The organism is Pseudomonas lactucae, from assembly GCF_036688725.1.
Taxonomy (GTDB): domain Bacteria; phylum Pseudomonadota; class Gammaproteobacteria; order Pseudomonadales; family Pseudomonadaceae; genus Aquipseudomonas; species Aquipseudomonas lactucae.
In genome coordinates this window covers 194053-212483 of the sequence record NZ_JAQQPT010000010.1, presented here as the reverse complement: position 1 = coordinate 212483, position 18431 = coordinate 194053, and the positions used below count along the sequence as shown (strand labels likewise).

Here is an 18431-nt window from a genome sequence, read left to right as displayed (position 1 = left end):
GTTGCATTGTGCTTCAAACCGAGTTCACGTTGACCCAACGTTCTTCCTGGGCCGCCACGCGAATTGCCGTCGCCAACCGCTCCACCTCCCACGCCGCCTCAAAATCAGTACCATCCGCCCCTTGCCCGGCCAAGGCCATGATCAGCTCCTGCACCTCCAGCGTTTTCAACTCGTTGTAGCCCAACTGATGCCCCGCCGCCGGGCTGAACGCTGCATAACCGGGCAGGGCCGGGCCGGCGAGCAAACGCTGGAAACCGTCCTGGCCGACACGGCACAGGCGCAGTTCATTCAAGCGCTCCTGGTCGAAGGCCAGCGTGCCTTTGGTCCCGCTGATCTCAAAACTCAGGTGATTCTTGTAGCCCTGCTTGAGCCAACTGCTGCTCACCGTACCGCGCGCGCCGTTGGCGAAACGCAGCAGCGCATGCACCTGGTCATCCACGGCGATGGCCTTGAGGTCGTTGCTGCCTTTTACCGCAGGGCGCAGGGCATGCACGGTGTGGGAGTCGGCGCACACGCTGACCACATCGCCGACCAGATACCGCGCCATCGACAGCAAGTGGCTGCCGAGGTCCGCCAGGGCGCCGCCGGCGTGCGCCACTTCACAGCGCCATGACCACGGTGATGCAGGGTCGGCCATGAAGTCTTCGCTGAATTCGCCCTGGAAGCTGATGATGTCGCCCAGTTCGCCATTGGCGATCATCTGCCGTGCCAGTGTGATCATCGGGTTGTGCTGGTAGTTGTATCCCACCCGCGTGACGACACCGGCGGCGCTGGCGGCACGGCGCATGGCGTCGGCCTGTTCGAGGCTCACGGCCAGGGGCTTTTCGCAATACACCGCCTTGCCCGCCGCGATGGCCGCCATGGCCATGGGGTAATGCAAGTGGTTGGGGGTGGTAATGGCCACGACATCGACCTTGGGATCGTTGATCAACGCTTGCCAGTCGCCATGGGCCTGGGCAAAACCCCAGGCGGTGGCGCAGCGCTGGGCGCGTTCGGTGTCGGCATCGGCCAGGGCGGCCAGCTTGAGCTGTACCGGCAGCTCGAATACCGCCCGCGCATTGTTGAATGCCAGGGCATGGGCTCGGCCCATGGAGCCTGTGCCGATCAAGCCGATTCCGAGTTCACGCATTGCCGTGGTCCTTTGGATTATTGTTTTCAGAGTGCGTATTAATGGAATAAAAATTCTCTAAATTCAATAGATGGAATAAAAATTCATTCCTCGCTCGGCAATCAGCCTGGCGAATGCGACTATATTCACCACATGGCCAAAAGCCGTCAGTTAACAAAAGATAACGTAGCGCTGATTGTCAGACGATTCCAAAGCCCGATAGGATGGCCCCTGCTTCCTTCAGGCGCTCTAGATTGCAGGTTTCGGCGCCCCGCAAGGCAAGACCTAACAATAATAAATAGGAGAAAGGTCTATGAGTGAGCCTGTCATGGGTTGGGTTGTTTGCCGCCCACGCGCCGCACGCAGGGTCGCGTTGCTGGCCACAGCGCTCTCGCTGTTTGGCGCCGTCGCGGTGCCGACCGCCGTCCACGCCGCCGGCGATACCCCCGCCGCCGCAGTGTTTGCGATTGAATCCCCCAAGGCCGCCAAAGGCCTGATGATCGACGTGGTGCATGCCGGCAAGCGCCTGGTGGCGGTCGGTGATCGCGGGCATATCCTCTATTCCGACGACCAGGGCGCCACCTGGGTCCAGGCCAAAGTGCCGACCCGGCAGTTGCTCACCGCGGTATTTTTTGCCGATGAACAACATGGTTGGGCCGTGGGCCATGATGCGCAAATCCTCGCCAGTACCGATGGCGGCGCCACCTGGACCCAGCAATACCAGGACCTCAAGCGCGAAGCGCCGTTGCTCGATGTGTGGTTCAACGACACCCGCCACGGCCTGGCCGTCGGCGCCTACGGTGCGCTGATCGAAACCACCGACGGCGGCCAGACCTGGGCCGACGTCAGCGACCGCCTCGACAACGAAGACCAATACCACCTCAATGCCATCGCCCAGATCAAGGACGCCGGCCTGTTCATCGTCGGCGAGCAGGGCAGCATGTTCCGCTCCAGCGACGACGGCCAGACCTGGGAAAAACTCGAAGGCCCCTACGAGGGCTCGCTGTTTGGCGTGATCGGCACCGCGCAGGCGCGAACGCTTCTGGCCTATGGCTTGCGCGGCAACCTTTACCGTTCCACGGATTTCGGCGGCACCTGGGAGCAGGTCCAATTGAACGCCGCGCGGGGTGCCCTGGAGTTCGGTTTGTCGGGCGCGGCCTTGCTGGAGGATGGTTCCATCGTGGTGGTCGGCAACGGCGGCAGCGTGGTGGTGAGCCACGACGACGGCCAGACCTTCAGCGTCTTCAATCGCCCGGATCGCATTTCGCTGTCGGCGGTCACGGCGGCGGGTAATGGAAACTTGATCCTCGCGGGGCAGGGCGGTGTGCGTGTTGCCACGCCAGCCGGCGCTGAACCGACAAAACAATAAAAAGGCGGGGAAAGCATGAGCAGTCATCACAACGATAAAGCGACCTTTCTTGAGCGCCTGATCTTCAACAACCGCCCGGCAGTGATCATCATCTGCCTGTTGGTGAGCATTTTCCTGTTCTGGCAGGCGACCTTGATTCGCCCGTCCACCAGCTTTGAAAAGATGATCCCCCTCAAGCACCCCTTCATCGAAAAGATGATGGAGCATCGCAACGACCTGGCGAACCTGGGCAACACCGTGCGCATTTCGGTGGAGGCCAAGGACGGTGACATCTTCACCAAGGACTACATGGAGACCCTGCGCCAGATCAACGACGAGGTGTTCTACATCTCCGGCGTCGACCGCTCGGGCCTCAAGTCGCTGTGGAGCCCCAGCGTACGCTGGACCGAAGTGACCGAAGAGGGTTTTGCCGGGGGCGAAGTCATCCCGCAAAGCTACAACGGCTCGGCGCAGAGCCTCGACCAACTGCGCAACAACGTGCTCAAGTCCGGCCAGGTCGGGCGTCTAGTGTCCAACGATTTCAAGTCGAGCATCGTCGATATCCCGCTGCTGGAGGCCTACCCGGACCCGCAGGACCAGGGCAAGTTGCTGGCCCTGGACTATCGCAAGTTCTCCCATGAGCTCGAAGACAAGATCCGCGACAAGTTCGAAGCGCAGAACCCCAACGTCAAGATCCACATCGTCGGCTTTGCCAAGAAGGTCGGCGACCTGATCGACGGCCTGGTGATGGTGGTGTTGTTCTTCGGCATCGCATTTGTCATCACCCTGGTGCTGCTGCTGTGGTTCACCAACTGCCTGCGCAGCACCGTCGCGGTGTTGAGCACGACGCTGGTGGCGGTGGTCTGGCAACTCGGGCTGATGCACTTCTTCGGCTTCGGGCTGGACCCGTACTCGATGCTGGTGCCGTTCCTGATCTTCGCCATCGGTATTTCCCACGGCGTGCAGAAGATCAACGGCATCGCCCTGCAATCCAGCGAGGCAGACAACGCACTCACTGCGGCACGGCGTACCTTCCGCCAACTGTTCCTGCCGGGGATGATCGCGATCCTCGCGGATGCGGTGGGCTTCATTACCCTGCTGATCATCGACATCGGTGTGATCCGTGAACTGGCCATCGGTGCGTCCATCGGCGTGGCCGTGATCGTGTTCACCAACCTGATCCTGCTGCCGGTGGCGATTTCCTATGCCGGCATCAGCCACCGCGCCATCGCCAGGAGCAAGAAAGACGCGCACCGCGACCATCCGTTCTGGCGCCTGCTGTCCAAATTCGCCAGCGCCAAAGTGGCACCGGTCTCGGTCCTGCTGGCACTGGTCGCGTTTGGCGGCGGTCTCTGGTACAGCCAGAACCTCAAGATCGGCGACCTCGACCAGGGCGCACCGGAACTGCGCCCGGACTCGCGCTACAACAAAGACAACAACTTCATCATCAGCAACTACTCCACCAGCTCCGACGTACTGGTGGTGATGGTCAAGACCAAGGCCGAGGGCTGCTCGCGCTATGAAGCCATGGCGCCGATCGACCAGTTGATGTGGAAGATGCAGAACACCGAGGGCGTCCAGTCGGCGATCTCGCTGGTGACCGTGTCCAAGCAGATGATCAAGGGCATGAACGAGGGCAACCTGAAGTGGGAAACCCTGTCGCGTAACCCCGACGTGCTGAACAACTCCATCGCCCGTGCCGACGGCCTGTACAACAACAATTGCTCCCTGGCGCCGGTGCTGGTGTTCCTCAACGACCACAAGGCCGAAACCCTCGACCGCGCGGTGCATGCGGTGCAGGACTTCGCCAGGGAGAACAACAAGGACGGCCTGGAATTCATCCTCGCCGCGGGTAATGCCGGGATCGAAGCGGCCACCAACGAGGTGATCAAGGAATCGGAACTGACCATCCTGATCCTGGTGTACCTCTGCGTGGCGACCATGTGCATGATCACCTTCCGCTCCTGGGCCGCGACCCTGTGCATCGCGCTGCCGCTGGTGCTGACTTCGGTACTGGGCAACGCGCTGATGGCGTTCATGGGCATTGGCGTCAAGGTGGCGACCTTGCCGGTGGTGGCGCTGGGCGTGGGCATTGGCGTGGACTACGGCATTTACATCTATAGCCGCCTGGAAAGCTTCCTGCGCGCGGGCCTGCCCTTGCAGGAAGCGTATTACCAGACGCTCAAATCCACCGGTAAAGCCGTGCTGTTCACCGGCCTGTGCCTGGCCATTGGCGTGTGCACCTGGATCTTCTCGGCGATCAAGTTCCAGGCCGATATGGGCCTGATGCTCACCTTCATGCTCTTGTGGAACATGTTCGGCGCGCTGTGGCTGCTGCCGGCGCTGGCGCGGTTCCTGATCAAACCCGAGAAGCTGGCGGGGCAGAAGGGCAATTCGCTGTTCGCTCACTAAACTCGCGTTATCCCACCACCTGGCCGGTTGAGGGCAGTTGCCCCTCAACCGGCTTCGCGTTTATAACTTCAGAAACAGCTTGTCATCCAAGGGCGGCGCGATCCGCGAGCGGGTGATTTGCTCTACCCCCTGATTGTTGGCTTCCCGGATCAAGTCTTTCCGGGTCTTGGTGCGTTGGGACGGGATTTTCCGGTTTGGGCGGCAGCACCTGGTAGCCGTCGGCGCAATGCTGGCGCGCCTTCTGTAGCTCGCTGGCGCTGGCACGCCATTGGGCGACCAGTTCGGTGGCTTCTGGCCGTTACCATGGCTGGCTTCGGTTTGCCGGGCGATCTGCTCAAGCTTGTCGGCCTGATCTTGCAGCATATCGTTCCAGCCCAGGGGGTTGACGGTATCCCGGCGCTGTGGATCGCTGAGGTTCTTTTTCTGAAACAGGATGGTTCGTTCGGTATTGGCGGACGCCTCCTTGGCGTGAACGGACATAACGCTGAGGCGAAACATAGCGACTGGTCGCAAGGCCAATGTGCGAAATGCGTTATCAGCTGTTTCAACCTCTGCGCGAAATACCCTGGACGCGTTGATTAGCGTAGGTCCGGCTATTCGTTTCCGGATCTGACCTGCACGGGTGGCCGACGCGAGCCGGCCACCGCCGCCCCGGTCAGGTCGCCAATGGCAGGAACCAGCGCTCGGCCAGGTTTTTACCGAGCATGCCGCGATGCACGTCCACTACGGCCTGTGGGCTGTGTGCCATGTCCAGCAGGGAGTAATAGCTTAGTTTGCGCTGGGCGACGGTCTTCAGGTGCGCCACGCCGTAGTCGGCCTTGGGCGTTTGCGCGGTGGCGTAGTGAAAGTGCGCATACCACAGCGGGTAACCGCGCCGGTCGTTGATCGCGTACTCCTGGATGAAGTCTTTACGCGCGCCTGTCAGCTGGATGCGCTCGCCCAGCCTTGCGACTTGTATCAACTGCTGATTGAACAAAAACTGCAGATTGCCGTGGGTGGGAGGCAGCGCCAGGCTCAGCGCCGTGCGCAGTGCGTGGCCCTTTTGTTTGAGGCGCAGGGCGCCCTGGCGCATGTGCTCGACCAACGTCTGATCGGCCGCCAGCCGCGACTCGGCGGGTTGCGCCTGAATCGCCATGTCCAGCTCGGTGGCGGTCGTGTCGAGGCGGGTCGCGTTGTTGTTCATCAGCTCCTCGATTTCCTGCGGATATCGGCAGCGCTTTTGATAACGTTCTGCGCCCTCGAGATATTCGTCCAGCTGCGCGAACAGTTTTCGCGCCTCGCCCTTGATGACATTGAGCGGGCGCGTCGGCGCAGGCGGTTGAGGCGGCGTCGCAACGTGCATTTCGCCCCACACGTCACCGTGACGCGAGTAAGTGGCAATCAGTTGCTGATTGTCCTCCGCGTGCATTTCCACCACGTCTATGGAAGTGTTCGTGTCGGCGGGCTTCAGATCGCCGATCAGGACAGCACCGCTGCGCGTCTTGATCAGCTTTTTTTGCGGCCGCCCGACGCTGATCTTGGGGCGCTTGAGCGGGCGTTTGCGTGGATGGGGGGAGGGCTTGACGTCGTTGGCGAGTTGCTGGCTGGTATCTTCATAGAGGGTTTCGATGAGTTTGAACATTTGGTCGAAGTAGTCGGTTTCCAGCTCCTGCGCATTTATCTCGCGAATGCCTTGCAAACCGTCCAGGGCCTGGCCGTAGTGTTCGACCAGGCTCTCCAGCGTTTCGCGCTGCTCGGTCGCGCTGAGCTCAAGTGTCTTGAGTTCGGAGTGGGAGCGCACCTGTACCCTCAACGGGTCGATAATGGCATTCAAACCCTCAAGCAGGCCGACGCTCGCTTCCTTGACACTCAAGATGCGCAGGGTCATCAGGTGCAGTCCGGCCACGCTGAAAAAGCTGACTTCGGCCTCCGGGCGGTCGCTGGTCAGGCGCTCGAACACCTTCACGCCTTCTGCGCCCTTGTCGTAGAGCGCCGCCAGGTACCGATCCTTGAGTTCCAGACCGGTCAGGGCGCGCTGGTTGATTTCACTCAACGCCTTTATAAACGTCAGGTAGCGTGAGTACTCCTTGAGAACGATCTGCTTGAGCGGCAACCCCCCGGCGGTGAATGGGATGTTGTCGGCATACAGCTGCGCGCGGTCCGCTTCAGCCACCACCACGGATTTGCGCGCCGTGTTGACGGTGTTTTCCATCAGCGTCAAAACGGTCTCGGGGCGCAGTGGAATGCCGTGTTCAATGCGCTCGTTCGCGCTCTGCAAAATCACCTGGAACTGCGCCATCTGGCGCTGCAGGGCCGCATCGAACTGTTGGCGATGGCCGGCGCGTTGTTGCGGGGTAAAGCGCGGGTCTTGTGCGGACTTTTCCATCACGCTTTGCGCGATATCAGCGGCTTTTTGCAGGGGGACTTGCTGGGACACGAAGTCCTGAAACTGGTCCTGCAACTGCAGCTTTCGCTGTGCCTTGCGTTGACGTTCGGCAGCGATGCGCTTGGGCGGCATGCCACCGCGCAGGCGCAGGTTGAGGTCCACCGACCAGCGGCCCTGAGCATCGGCTCTTACGTAAGGCCCGTGCTGACTGGCATCGAAAGGGTTGATGATGACGAAGCTGTCGTCCGCCAACGGGCTGAGCCGGTAGAGGTGTTCATCGATCAAGACATGCCAGGCTCCGTCAATCACATACAGGCCTCGGCGGGGGCCCGTGAGTACGGGCGTCGGCAGCGGTGACGGGCGCGGCACACTCAAGCGCAACAGCTTTCTCGTTTGTTCGGCCGACAGGCGATTGCGCACGCTGGAGAAACTCAGGTCCAGCACCAGGCTTCGTTCTCCTGGGCTTTGATCGGCCATGACCACGGCGCCTTCGCTCACCCGCGGCGCCTTGGGGCGCGGCCACTGTTCCGGCAACAGTCGTGGGGCCGGTGGGCGCAGTACCTGTTCTTTGAGTCGGGCGGGCAGGGCGGTAGCCAGCGCCGTCACTGCCACTACGTCACTCAGCACCCCCGCCAGGTTAATCAGTAAATCGGCACCTGCCAGCTCCCGTGCTATCGGGTCACTGCTCTCCAGCGTCGGCAGGTCTTCCTGAAGACTTGACGCCAGTGTCACGAGCCAGGCCGTTAACAGTGCCGGCCCGCGCAACAGCGGCATCAATAAGCTCGAGAACAGGACGCCGCCGGTTTCCAGGAACATCGCCCAACGGCTGCTGCGGTTGGAGACCGTTTCACTGCGTGCCTGGCCGACCAAGGTACTGGCGTTGCTGCCATAGAGGTACTCGAACAGCCGTCCGTTCAGCAGGTAGTGCAGCAATTCGTGGCTGGCGCCGTCGTTCGCTAACTCGGCTGGCGGGGGGGTCGCCGTGAGTGGCGCAAATTCGTCACCCAGGCCGAAGCGCACATAATGCGGTTCCAGGAAACCGCCGTTGGCATAGATCGGCCGCGCCGCATCGGGCAGCCAGGTCAGCACACTGGCTTGCAACGGGCCCGGTTGGGCGATGGCGTTCAACACGTCCTGGCGTGTTGCGAATTCGCGCAATGAATCAGCGTACAGCGGCCGGTAGAGCACATGCGGGCCCCGGGTATTGTCCAGGGCTTCAATGATGAACATATTGGCGACCACGTCCGGCTGGGCTTGCGGTTTGCGCAGCAGGGCGAGGCTGCGAATGACCACCCTGTTGCCGTCGACCTGGCGCGCCTCTGCGTCGGCCTGGACCAGCGCCGCGACGTAACGTGCGCCGAGGGCCGTGATCGCCGCTTCGTGCTTCAGGTGCAGTTCCAGCGCCAGCAGCGGTAATTGGTTGCGCAGTTGCTCGGAAAACATCCGCAAGCGCTTCGTGGACTGCGTGGATTGGACCAGCAATTGTTTGTTCAGGTAATCGGGGTAGGTCTTGCCGATATCGACCGTCTCAATCAGCCCATCGGTGCGCGTTATGTAGTCCGGCGTCAACCAGGCGGGCAGCGAGAGGCCGGCTGTGTGTGCCAACGTCAATGTCCCGTTGGGCTGGCCCACCAGGTTTTTGATCGCCAGTTCCGTCAGGCTCATATGCTGGATGGCCGGGATGCCCACGGCACCGATCGCGCCGATGTAGTGGGTGAAGGTCAGTTGCACCTTATCGGGGTGCCAGGACTCGGGAGCTACCTCGGCACCGCTGGCCTTTGCGGTGTTTTCAAGGGCTTGGGACAGGGCGTTGACGGTAAACGCATGGAGATCAGTGACATCGCTGAGAAAGGTCCGGCCCTGGTTGAGCAGGGTACTGCTGGCCAGGCCGAGGCTGTATTGACGATAGGCCGTACGCTGGTCGGCGGTTGCCTGTTGCAGCCAGCCTGGCAGTTTTGCGCGCAATGCGCTGGCAATTGTTGGGTCGACTGGCGTGGCGTCGAGAAAATAATGCGCAGGGTCGCTGATTTCGCAGTACAGCGCCCGCAGGGTGCTTAATCCTGCGTAGCTGGGCAGGCGCAGTGCTCCGATCTGCTGCAACTGCCGATTCAGGATCAACGCCGCCTGCTGGTCGAAGGCATTGTTCTGAACCTCATAGCGCTTCCAGGTCATGGCGCTGATGGCGTATTGGTTGGCGGTGTACTCGCCCCAGTATTGGCCGAGTGCGTCTATCGATGTGAACGACTCGGTTCTTCCATCGGGCCGGCACAACAACACAACCACGTCGCTATCGAGCTTGCGCACCAGCAACAGTCGCGGACTTAGCAGCACACTGTCCTGGTCGTCGCCATTGTGCAGGCTGGTTTCCAGGGTGTAGGCGTAGGTCGCCGCCTCACCATAGCGTTGCACCCGCTGCCCATGGGTGGGGCAGGTGATCACCTGCTGCAGGGTGTCACGCTCGGCCTCAGTCAAACCCGGTTGCTTGAGGGCTGCCAATTGCAGGGTGTCACGCAGGGTATCACTGAGCCAGTGCCAGCGGTTGGTGGGGTCTTCAGGGGTGGGGTTCCAATAGTCGCTGAGCGCATTTTGCAGGCCGATGGGCACTGACCAAGGCAGCTCGCGCACCAGGGTGTCGATCACTTGCATGTCCAGCCGATGGCCGGCGGGTGTTTTGATCGGCGTCGGTGTGTGTTGGGTGAGGTATGGTGCAAGGGTGTCCACCTCGTTGAAGTCCACAGGCAGGCCGGATGCCAGGTAGTCGAGTACTTTTGGCAGGAAGGGTTCGAACTGCCAGGCGCGGCCGGCAATCGGCATGGCGAGTTGAAGCGTGGGCCAGTCCAGCGTCAGGCCCGGATAACGTTCGTTGATCGCCGCCGCCAGCGTGCGCTGCACGACGGACTCGAACGTGGGACGGCTGGTGAATTGGGCGCTGACCGTTTGCGCCACGGTCGGGGTGGAAAGGTTAGAGGATGGCATCTTGAGGTCTCTTCTGTGCAGTCAGTGGGCATCGATGCGATGCCCGATTACTTAACGCCGGGTTGGCGTGGGAGGAGGGGTATTCAAATACCTCAAGCGACAGGGCACGTTGGGTGCGGGGGCGAAACTCGCCTATCATGCCTGCTCTTCTTATTCAGATGACTGATTCCGTAATGACTGCCGACACCCTGACGACTGCTCTGACCACCAGCGACATGCTGATCATCAATGACCTCCACGCCTTCGACTTCACCTTCGATCAGCACCTGCGGATCGAAAGCATGGATGGTCGGGAACTCAAACGTTGGACATTCAGTCCAGAACAGCTGAGTGCCGCGACTTTTGATGAGACCTTGCAAAGCTGGCTGCTGGTGAACGAAGACGGCGAGCATCGTCTGGTCTGCTTGAGTGCGATCACGGGTGATAACAATAATGACGAGGATGAAGCCGATGATGATGCGTAAATTCTGGCCCCTGCTGATGGCCGGCAGTGTCGGTGCAATGTCGGTGCAGGCTGCACCGGCCGCTACCTATGAACTGTTGGTGGGCAGCTACACCGCCGGTACCAGCGAAGGCATCTACCGCCTGCAATTTGATAGCCGCACCGGCCAGTTCGAGGGCAAGCCGGTATTGGCCGCGAAGGCCGCCAACCCCTCGTGGCTGACGGTTTCCAAAGACCAGCAACACCTGTTTGTGGTCAACGAGAATGGTCCTGGGCAAAAAGACGCGGTCGGTCGTGTGAGCAGTTACCGCATTGATCCGCAGAATCATCAACTGACCTTGATCAACCAGGTACAGAGCCTGGGCAACGAGCCGACCCACTCCAGCCTCGCCGCTGACGGGCGCTACCTGTTCGTCGCCAACTACTCGGTGATGGAAGATCCGGGTGGCAGTCTGGCGATCCTGCCGGTGGACGCCTCGGGCAAACTCTCGCCGCCGGTGCAGCTGAGCGCGCATCCGGCCAGCCGCGTCAACCCTGAGCGCCAGGCGTCCAACCATGTGCACTCGGTGGTGTCGTCGCCGGACGGCAAGTACGTGTTCGTCCAGGACCTGGGGGCCGACAAGGTGTTTGCCTACCGCTACGACCCCAAGGCCAACCACGAGCAGCCGTTGACCCCGGCCAATCCTGCATCGGTGCAATTGCCACCGGGCAGCGGCCCGCGTCATCTGCTGTTCAGCGCCGATGGCAAGCACGCCTGGCTGACCACCGAGATGAGCGCCCAGGTGGCGGTGTTCGACTACGCCGACGGCAAGCTGACCCAAACCCAGTTGGTGGATTACGCCACCGGGCAACCGGTGTCGGACAAAGCCGGCGCGGCGCTGCATGCCTCCAGCGACGGCAAGTTCCTGTATGTGAGCAACCGGGGTACGGCCAACCATATCCTGGTGTTCAGCATCGACCCGGCCACCGCTCACCTCAAGCAGGTGCAGCAGCGCTCGGTAGAAGGCGACCATCCGCGCGAATTCAGCCTGGACCCCAGCGGCAAGTTCTTGTTGATCGCCAATCAGAAAAGCAATGAAATCGTGGTGGTTGAACGCGATCCCAAGACCGGCCTGTTGGGTAAGACCGTGCAAAAACTGCCGATCGACGCCCCCAGTGACCTCAAGTTTCTGCTGCGTCAATAAGCCACAGGCCCCGGAGTGCGGGGCCTGACTCTTGGTATTAATTCTATTAATAGCGGCTACTGTTTCAAAGCATTTCTAAGGTTCAACCCTCGGGCGTAAGTTTGGCTCCAAGGCCTTCCCCGGCCACTCAACCAAACGAACACGAGGGTTACCGCCATGAACTTCAATCTCTTCTCTGTTATCGCTGCTTCCGCTGTATCGGCCACTGTTGCACTGCCGGCTTCGGCCAGTGTGGAGGTTGCCGGCAAGCAATCGAGCACCAGTGCCTACACCCAGAAATACCTGCAACAGAGCGCCAATTTCTACGCTGCGCTGGATCACAAACACCAGCACTGAGCTTCAGGCCGCAGAGGTCCAATGTGGATCGAGCCTGCCTTAAATCTTGGCCATTACTGCGATAAACAGCGGCGCTTCCAGAAAACGCTGCAACCAGGCCTGCAACCGCCGATACGGCGTGGCGGCAAACCACGCTCGATCCACATGGGCAAACTGGCGCACAAACGGCGCCAGTGCCACGTCGGCCAGGCTCAGATGATCGGCCAGCAAGTAATCACGCCCAGCCAATAGCGCATCAAGCTTGCTCAAGAACACCTCGCCCTCGGCTCGATAGAATTCCATCGGCTGCTCCGGGTACCGCTCGGCGTACTTGTATCGATTCAAGGAATGTTTGAAGCCCCCGTCATTCTCGGCAATCAACGCCAGCACCGCAGGCTCACCCTGTAGCAACCAATTGTCCGGGTCATGCTGCGCCAGTGCCCATTGCATGATCGCCAGGCTCTCATCGATCACCTGGCCGTCCACGCTCAACACTGGCACCGTGCCCTTGGGCGACAGCGCCAGCATCTCGGCCGGCTTGGCCTTGAGGCTGACTTCGATGATGCGCGCGGCAACGCCCGAGTACCTTAATGCCAGGCGCGCACGCATGGCATAGGGGCAGCGCCTGAACGAATACAGCAGCGCCTCGCTCACTTGACCTCCAGCGTGCTCAAGCCATTGCCCTGGCGCTTGACCTGGATCTGCACCGGGATGCGCTCGTGCATTTCCTGCACGTGAGAGATCACCGCCACCTTGCGGCCCTGGGCCTGTAGGCCATCCAGCGCGTCCATCGCCAATTGCAGCGACTCGGGGTCGAGGCTGCCGAAACCTTCGTCGATAAACAGCGATTCGATCTTCAACGTACTGGACGCCATGGACGCCAGGCCCAGGGCCAACGCCAGCGACACCAGGAACGTCTCACCGCCCGACAGCGAATGCACCGAGCGCAGCTCGTCGCCCATTTCCGTGTCCATCACCAACAGGCCAAGCATGCTGCCGCCGCGCTTGAGGCGGTAGCGGCGCACCAGTTGGCGCAATTGCACGTTGGCGTGGTGCACCAGCAGGTCGAGGTTGTAGGCCTGGGCGATCTTGCGGAAGGTGTCGCCGGTGGCCGAGCCGATCAGCGCGTTCAGGCGTGCCCAGCGCTGCCACTCGTCATAGGCCGTGGCGATCTGGTCGGCCAGGGCACTGTTGGCGTCCTGGCGACGCTGGTCTTCGGCCTGGCGCGCGCGCAGTTCGGCCAGCTGTTTCTCGCCTTCGGCCAATTGCCGGTTGAGGGTGGCGAGGGTGCTGTCCAGCTGTTCGGCGTCGAGATTGCCGTTGTGCAGGGCCTGGTGTTCGGCCAGGCGCTGTTCGCGCTCCTGCAGCAGGACCTGGGCTTGTTCGACGGCTTTTTCGCTGTGCTGCAGCTGCTGGCGCAGTGCGTTGATCTGCGTTTCGTCGAAGGCCAGCAACCGGGCAAGGCCGGCGTCATCCAGTTCGGGGTGCAGGCCGCGCCATTCGTGAAGACGACTATCGAGCGCCTGCTGTTCGGCAAGCAGCGCCTGTTGGCGTTGCTGTTGGGCCTTGAGGTCGGCGGCCAATTGCACCAGCGCAGTACGGGTGTCTTGCAGTTGCTGGTTGGTGTCGGTTTCGCCTTGGCGTGCGTGTGCGACGGCCTGCTCCAGTTGCTGCTGCCACTGTTCGGCGCTGTCGTAGTTACCGAGCAGGTCGCGGAGTGTCTGCTGGGCGGCCTGCTGTTGGGTGGTCAGTTCGCCGACCTGTTGGGCCAGTGTCTCCAGTTGCTGCTGGCGATGCTGCTGGTGGGTCTGTTGTTTCTCGATGGCCTGTTGGCGTTCCTGCTGCTCGGCCAGCTCATCGCGCTGATGGCCCAGTTGCTCCAGGCGTTGGCTGACCTGTTGGTCCAACTGCATGAAGGTGGCCGCAGGTTCCTTGCGCAGGCCTTCCAGGGTCTCGGCCGGCAACAGACTGGCGAAGGCATTGAGTTCTTCGTCGAGGCGTTCGCGGTCGTTGGACAGTTCGCGCTGCTGGTCCACCAGCAACTGGCGCGCCTGCTGGCTGGCGTCCTGGGCGGCTTGCAATTGCTGCTGCAAACGCCCGACGTTTTGTTGCAGGTTGAGCAGGGCGGCCTGGCGTTGCTCGTCCTGGGTGATGCTTTGCGTCAGCTGGGCCAGTTGCTGAGCCAGCCAAGGGCTGCGTTTGGCGGCGTCCTGGTTGAACAGTGATGCGGCCAACGGGTGCGCATCCAGGCTCGGTTTCAGCGCCTGTTGTTGCGCGGCCAACTGCTCCTGCTGTTGCAGGAACTCTTTTTGCTGGGCAATCAGCCCGCCGACTTCGGCACGCAGTTCGGTGAGTTTTTCCTTGAGCGTGTCGACGGCGTTCTGCGCCGTGGCCTCTTCGCTTTCGTCATGGCGGCCGAGGCTTTGCAGCAACGCTTCGGGTTGGTGATACGGATGCTCATGGCTGCCGCACACCGGGCACGGCTGGTCGTCCTGTAGCTGCTCGCGCAGTTCCTCGACGCTGGCACTGCGCGCCAGGCGTTGGCGCTCGAGCAGTTGTTTGGTCACCGTCAATGTCTGCTCGGCAACCGTCAGTTCAGCTTTGGCTTGCAGGCCGGTCTGGTTGAGTTGCTCGCGTTGTTGCTGGGCGTCGGCGAGCTTTTGCGTCAGCGCGGCGGCTTGCTGGTCGAGCTGTTGCTGGCTTTCCCACAGACGTGTCAGGTCTTCAAAGGCGCGCTGTTGCTTGCGATTGTCCTGCAACAGGCTGGCGAGCAGTTGAATCTGCTCGGCCACCGCATGGGGTTCGGCACCGGCCTCCTGGTACAGCAGGTCCAGCGAGTCGCGCTGTGCGCTGAACTGTTCGGCGGCACGGGTGGCGCGTGCTTCCAGTTGCGGCAGTTCTTCCTGGCCCTTTTTCAGGCGGCTGCCAATCACCATCAGCTGTTGCAGGCGCTCGCGCTGGTAGGTCCAACCCTCGCTCAGCGGTGCCAGGGCTGCGCTGCGTTCAAGCTCGGCGCCCAGGCGTTGCAGGCGACCGGCAACCTGGGCTTGCTTGTCCAGCAAACCATTGAGCTGGGTCTGGCCTTCGGTGCAGGCGCTGTGCTGCTGGAGGTGCTCTTCGCTGCGCTTGGCCAGGTCTTTGCTCAAGTGGGCGAGGGTGCTTTGCTCTTCGAAGGCCTGACGCAGCAGCGCAGCGGCATCAGCCTGGCTTTTCAGGGCGTCGGCCAGTGCCGCCTGGGCGCCGGCCAACTGCTGTTGGGCCTGCTCCTGCCGGGTCTGCAACGCACTTTGCTGCTGGACGTGCTCCTGAATCTGCGTGGCCAAAGGCGTCAGCAGGGTGCTCAGTTCCGCCTGGCGTGCGAAGTGATGGCGTTGCGGTGCCAACTGCTCCAGCCAACTCAGGTCCTGGCGTTGTGCGGCCAGGTTGTTCCAGTTGGCCTGGGCCCGTTGCACGTGTTCCGTGGCGTCGAGCTGGCGCTCCTGCCATTCGCGCAGTTCCTTGAGCCAGGTGTGCTGCAACTCCAACTGTTTGAGTTGAGCCTGCTGGAGCTTGAACTGTTGCTGGGCGTCAGCCAGTTGCTGATCCAGTTCGGCGCGGGCCTCGGCAGCCAGGGGCACCACGCCGGTGGCCTGGTCCTGCAACTGCTTGTGCGCGTCCTTGGCCTCTTTGGCCTTGTCGAATGCGCGGCGGCCGAGGCGGGTATACAGCGCGGTGTCGGTGAGTTTTTCCAGCAGTTCGCTGCGTTCGTTGTCGTTGGCCTTGAGGAACGCGCTGAACTCACTTTGCGCCAGCAGCACGGCGCGGGTGAACTGCTCGAAATTCAGGCCCAGGGCCAGTTCCAGTTGGGTCTTGTATTCGGTTTTCTGGCTGGCCAGCAGTTGGTCGCTGTCCAGGTCGATCAGGCTCTGGCGGCTGTTCTGCAACTTGCCGCTGGCCTTGTCGCGGGCGCGGTTGGCTTCCCAGCGCGCGCGGTAGCGACGGCCGCTGACGCCAACGAAATCCACCTCGGCATAGCCGCCGCCGGTGCCGCGTCGAATGAGGGTGCGCGGGTCGCCGATGGAAATGTCCGTGTCGGCATCCGGCATTTTCGCCTGGCCGGTGTCGCCCAGCCGCGGCACGGCGCCAAACAGCGCCAGGCACAGCGCGTCGAGCAGGGTGCTTTTACCGGCCCCGGTGGGGCCTGTGATCGCAAACAGCCCGGCGCTGGCCAGGGGCTCGGCGGTAAAGTCGATCTCGAACGGGCCGGCCAGCGAGGCCAGGTTCTTCAGGCGGATGGCAAGAATTTTCATGGCTGTTCCTCCTCGTGCTGCACGTCTTGGAGCAACACGGCGAAGTCTTTCAAGGTCTGTTCATCCACCTCGCTGCCGTAGCTGTCCTGCCAGGCGCGGCTGAACAGTTCCTGCGGCGTCAGCTGGTCGAGTTCGATCAGGCGCGCGTCGTCAGCCTCGTCCTGGCCGCGTTTGCCGGCATATTCGGCGGCAATGCGCACCAGGCGCACGGCCTTGCCTTGCAGGGCGGTTTCGATTTGCTGGCGCAGGTCCGGTTGCGGCTCGTCGAGGCGTACCCGTACTTCCAGCCAGGGATGGCGCTGGGTTTCGGCGAGCAGATCGATGTCGGGCAGGTCGGCCAGTTGTTTAAGGATATCGGCCAGGGGCGCGGCTTCCAGGCGTTGCAGGTTCACCGAGCGGGGAATCAAGAGCGGTTCGACGCTGACCAGGGCCTGGCCCTGGAATGTCACATCGAGAACCTGGTGCTTGTAGCCGATTTCGGAAAACGATAGCGGAATCGGCGAGCCGCTGTAGCGAATGCGCTCTTCGCCATTGACCTTTTGCGGCTTGTGCAAATGACCGAGGGCAACATAGCCGACACTGTTGTCGAACAGTTTGGCGGGAAGCGCCTCGGCATTGCCGATGATCAGGCTGCGTTCGGAGTCTTCCGACACTGAGCCCCCCGCCATGTGCGCATGGCTGATGGCAATCAGCGCCTGGCCTTTTTTGCGTTTGGCGTTGGCGGCGGCGATCAACCCTTCATGCACCAGGCCGATACCGCGCAGGTAATCGTCACCCAGCTGTGCACCGGTCACTTGCGCCGGGCGCAGGAAAGGCAATGCCAGGCACCAGGCGGCGATCTTGCCTTTGGCATTCGGCAACGGGATCAGCAGGCGCTCGGCGTCCAACTGGCCATCATCCAGCCACAGCACGCGGCCCAGCGCATGCGTGCGCAGGCGCCGCATCAACGGCGCGGGCAATTCGATACGCGAGCCGGAGTCGTGGTTGCCGGCGATCATCACCATGGTCAGGTCGGGGTTTTGCTCGTGCGCGCTGATGATGAAATCGTACAGCCGCTCCTGGGCCTTGAGCGGCGGGTTGACCGTGTCGAAGATATCGCCGGCGATCAGCAGCGCATCCGGACGATGGGTCTTGAGCTGGCCCAGCAGCCATTCAAGGAAACAGGCGTGTTCGAAGTCGCGTTCCTGGCCGTGCAGGTTTTGGCCAAGGTGCCAGTCGGAGGTGTGGAACAGACGCAAGGCGAACTCCGTGGAGAAGATGAAAAGGAGGGGAGTTTACCTGTTATGTGAATGCGGCGCTTTGGACGACACAGGTCAACTGTGGGAGGGGGCTTGCTCCCGATAGCGGTGTATCAGTCATACATTGTTCAACTGACCCGCCGCCATCGGGGGCAAGCCCCCCTCCCACAGGGGTTATGCGGTGCTAGTGGGGGTGGGTTGCAGGCAATCCAGCGCCCGGTCGGCGAGGGTACGGGCCATGTCGATCAGGTGCTCGGTGGCGCAGGCCATGTCGCGCTGGGTGCCGGTCAAGCCTTCGGCCGTCTCGGTGGCGGTGGTGGCGGCGCAGCGCAGCAAGGAGGAAATGCTGGCGATGGCGTCTTCGAAGCTGAGGTTTTCGTGGGCGACGAAGAGGGGGACACAGGGTGGGTCGGGGACGATTTTGTTCATGGGTAAAGCTCCTGTTTGGATTGGGAGCCAGTCTTTTGCCGATCTCACTCGTCAAAAGGTGGCAGCTATGTGCGGGGTGAGATTACCGGTACAGGAGCACCCGGCCAGACCGAAGTCTGCCCGCACACAGCCGCCATAGAGCATGTTGCTCGCGGTTGTGGCACTTGGCTCCGTACATCACAGGATCTCACCCCTGATCGCTGATATGCAGCGACGGAGCGAAGGCTAGCCAGTGAAGTGAGCAGGCGCAAGGCCGTGGGATTGTCTAGGAAACGTCCTGCAAATTAAAGGGATATGGACTGCTGGCCTTTAACAATGCATTTCA

General features: G+C 61.8%; 12 protein-coding genes. 5 read left to right on the top strand and 7 right to left on the bottom strand.

The genetic code is table 11. The features are described from left to right. Positions 1 to 13: 13 nt before the first annotated feature. Positions 14 to 1129 (bottom strand): Gfo/Idh/MocA family protein, encoded by a 1116-nt coding sequence (locus V6M90_RS13855; protein ID WP_332846688.1) that lies wholly within the window; start codon positions 1127 to 1129, stop codon positions 14 to 16. Between the two features lie 307 nt (positions 1130 to 1436). Between V6M90_RS13855 and V6M90_RS13850 the strand changes: the two genes are divergently transcribed. Both V6M90_RS13850 and V6M90_RS13845 read left to right on the top strand, forming a co-directional pair. Beyond that, positions 1437 to 2477 (top strand): WD40/YVTN/BNR-like repeat-containing protein, encoded by a 1041-nt coding sequence (locus V6M90_RS13850; RefSeq protein ID WP_305429622.1) that lies wholly within the window; start codon positions 1437 to 1439, stop codon positions 2475 to 2477. Positions 2478 to 2492: 15 nt separating this feature from the next. Beyond that, positions 2493 to 4868: an efflux RND transporter permease subunit gene (locus V6M90_RS13845; protein WP_332846687.1), complete on the top strand. Its 2376-nt coding sequence runs from the start codon at positions 2493 to 2495 to the stop codon at positions 4866 to 4868. A 60-nt stretch (positions 4869 to 4928) separates the two neighbouring features. On the opposite strand, the gene V6M90_RS13840 is transcribed toward V6M90_RS13845, so the two are convergent. Together V6M90_RS13840 and V6M90_RS13835 are read right to left on the bottom strand one after the other, a co-directional pair. After that, the gene (locus V6M90_RS13840; RefSeq protein ID WP_042944821.1) at positions 4929 to 5366 is read right to left on the bottom strand and encodes a hypothetical protein; all 438 of its coding nucleotides are present in this window, start codon (positions 5364 to 5366) and stop codon (positions 4929 to 4931) included. Positions 5367 to 5523: 157 nt separating this feature from the next. Next, on the bottom strand, positions 5524 to 10209 hold the full coding sequence (locus tag V6M90_RS13835) for a hypothetical protein (RefSeq protein WP_332846686.1): 4686 nt from the start codon (positions 10207 to 10209) through the stop codon (positions 5524 to 5526). A 173-nt stretch (positions 10210 to 10382) separates the two neighbouring features. Here V6M90_RS13835 and V6M90_RS13830 point away from each other — a divergent pair, with 173 nt between their 5' ends. The 3 genes from V6M90_RS13830 to V6M90_RS13820 all read left to right on the top strand — a co-directional run bounded on the left by V6M90_RS13830 (position 10383) and on the right by V6M90_RS13820 (position 12171). Next, a complete protein-coding gene (locus V6M90_RS13830; protein ID WP_042944819.1) occupies positions 10383 to 10673 on the top strand; it encodes a DUF5629 family protein in 291 nt (96 codons plus the stop codon). Continuing rightward, entirely contained in the window at positions 10660 to 11835 is a 1176-nt protein-coding gene (locus tag V6M90_RS13825) for a lactonase family protein (protein WP_042944817.1), read from the top strand. Before V6M90_RS13830 ends, V6M90_RS13825 begins: the two co-directional genes overlap by 14 nt. Positions 11836 to 11991: 156 nt before the next feature. After that, a complete protein-coding gene (locus V6M90_RS13820) occupies positions 11992 to 12171 on the top strand; it encodes a hypothetical protein (protein WP_003174339.1) in 180 nt (59 codons plus the stop codon). Positions 12172 to 12210: 39 nt separating this feature from the next. Here the strand turns inward: V6M90_RS13820 and V6M90_RS13815 are convergent, their stop codons facing one another. The 4 genes from V6M90_RS13815 to V6M90_RS13800 all read right to left on the bottom strand — a co-directional run bounded on the left by V6M90_RS13815 (position 12211) and on the right by V6M90_RS13800 (position 18106). Further along, positions 12211 to 12804 (bottom strand): glutathione S-transferase, encoded by a 594-nt coding sequence (locus V6M90_RS13815; RefSeq protein ID WP_332846685.1) that lies wholly within the window; start codon positions 12802 to 12804, stop codon positions 12211 to 12213. Then, a complete protein-coding gene (locus V6M90_RS13810) occupies positions 12801 to 16439 on the bottom strand; it encodes an AAA family ATPase (protein WP_332846684.1) in 3639 nt (1212 codons plus the stop codon). The genes V6M90_RS13815 and V6M90_RS13810 overlap by 4 nt, the downstream gene beginning before the upstream one ends. Then, entirely contained in the window at positions 16436 to 17677 is a 1242-nt protein-coding gene (locus V6M90_RS13805; protein ID WP_003174335.1) for an exonuclease SbcCD subunit D C-terminal domain-containing protein, read from the bottom strand. Before V6M90_RS13805 ends, V6M90_RS13810 begins: the two co-directional genes overlap by 4 nt. A gap of 174 nt (positions 17678 to 17851) precedes the next feature. Beyond that, positions 17852 to 18106, bottom strand: coding sequence for a DUF6124 family protein (locus V6M90_RS13800; RefSeq protein WP_332846683.1), 255 nt, complete (start codon positions 18104 to 18106; stop codon positions 17852 to 17854). Between the last annotated feature and the right edge of the window lie 325 nt (positions 18107 to 18431).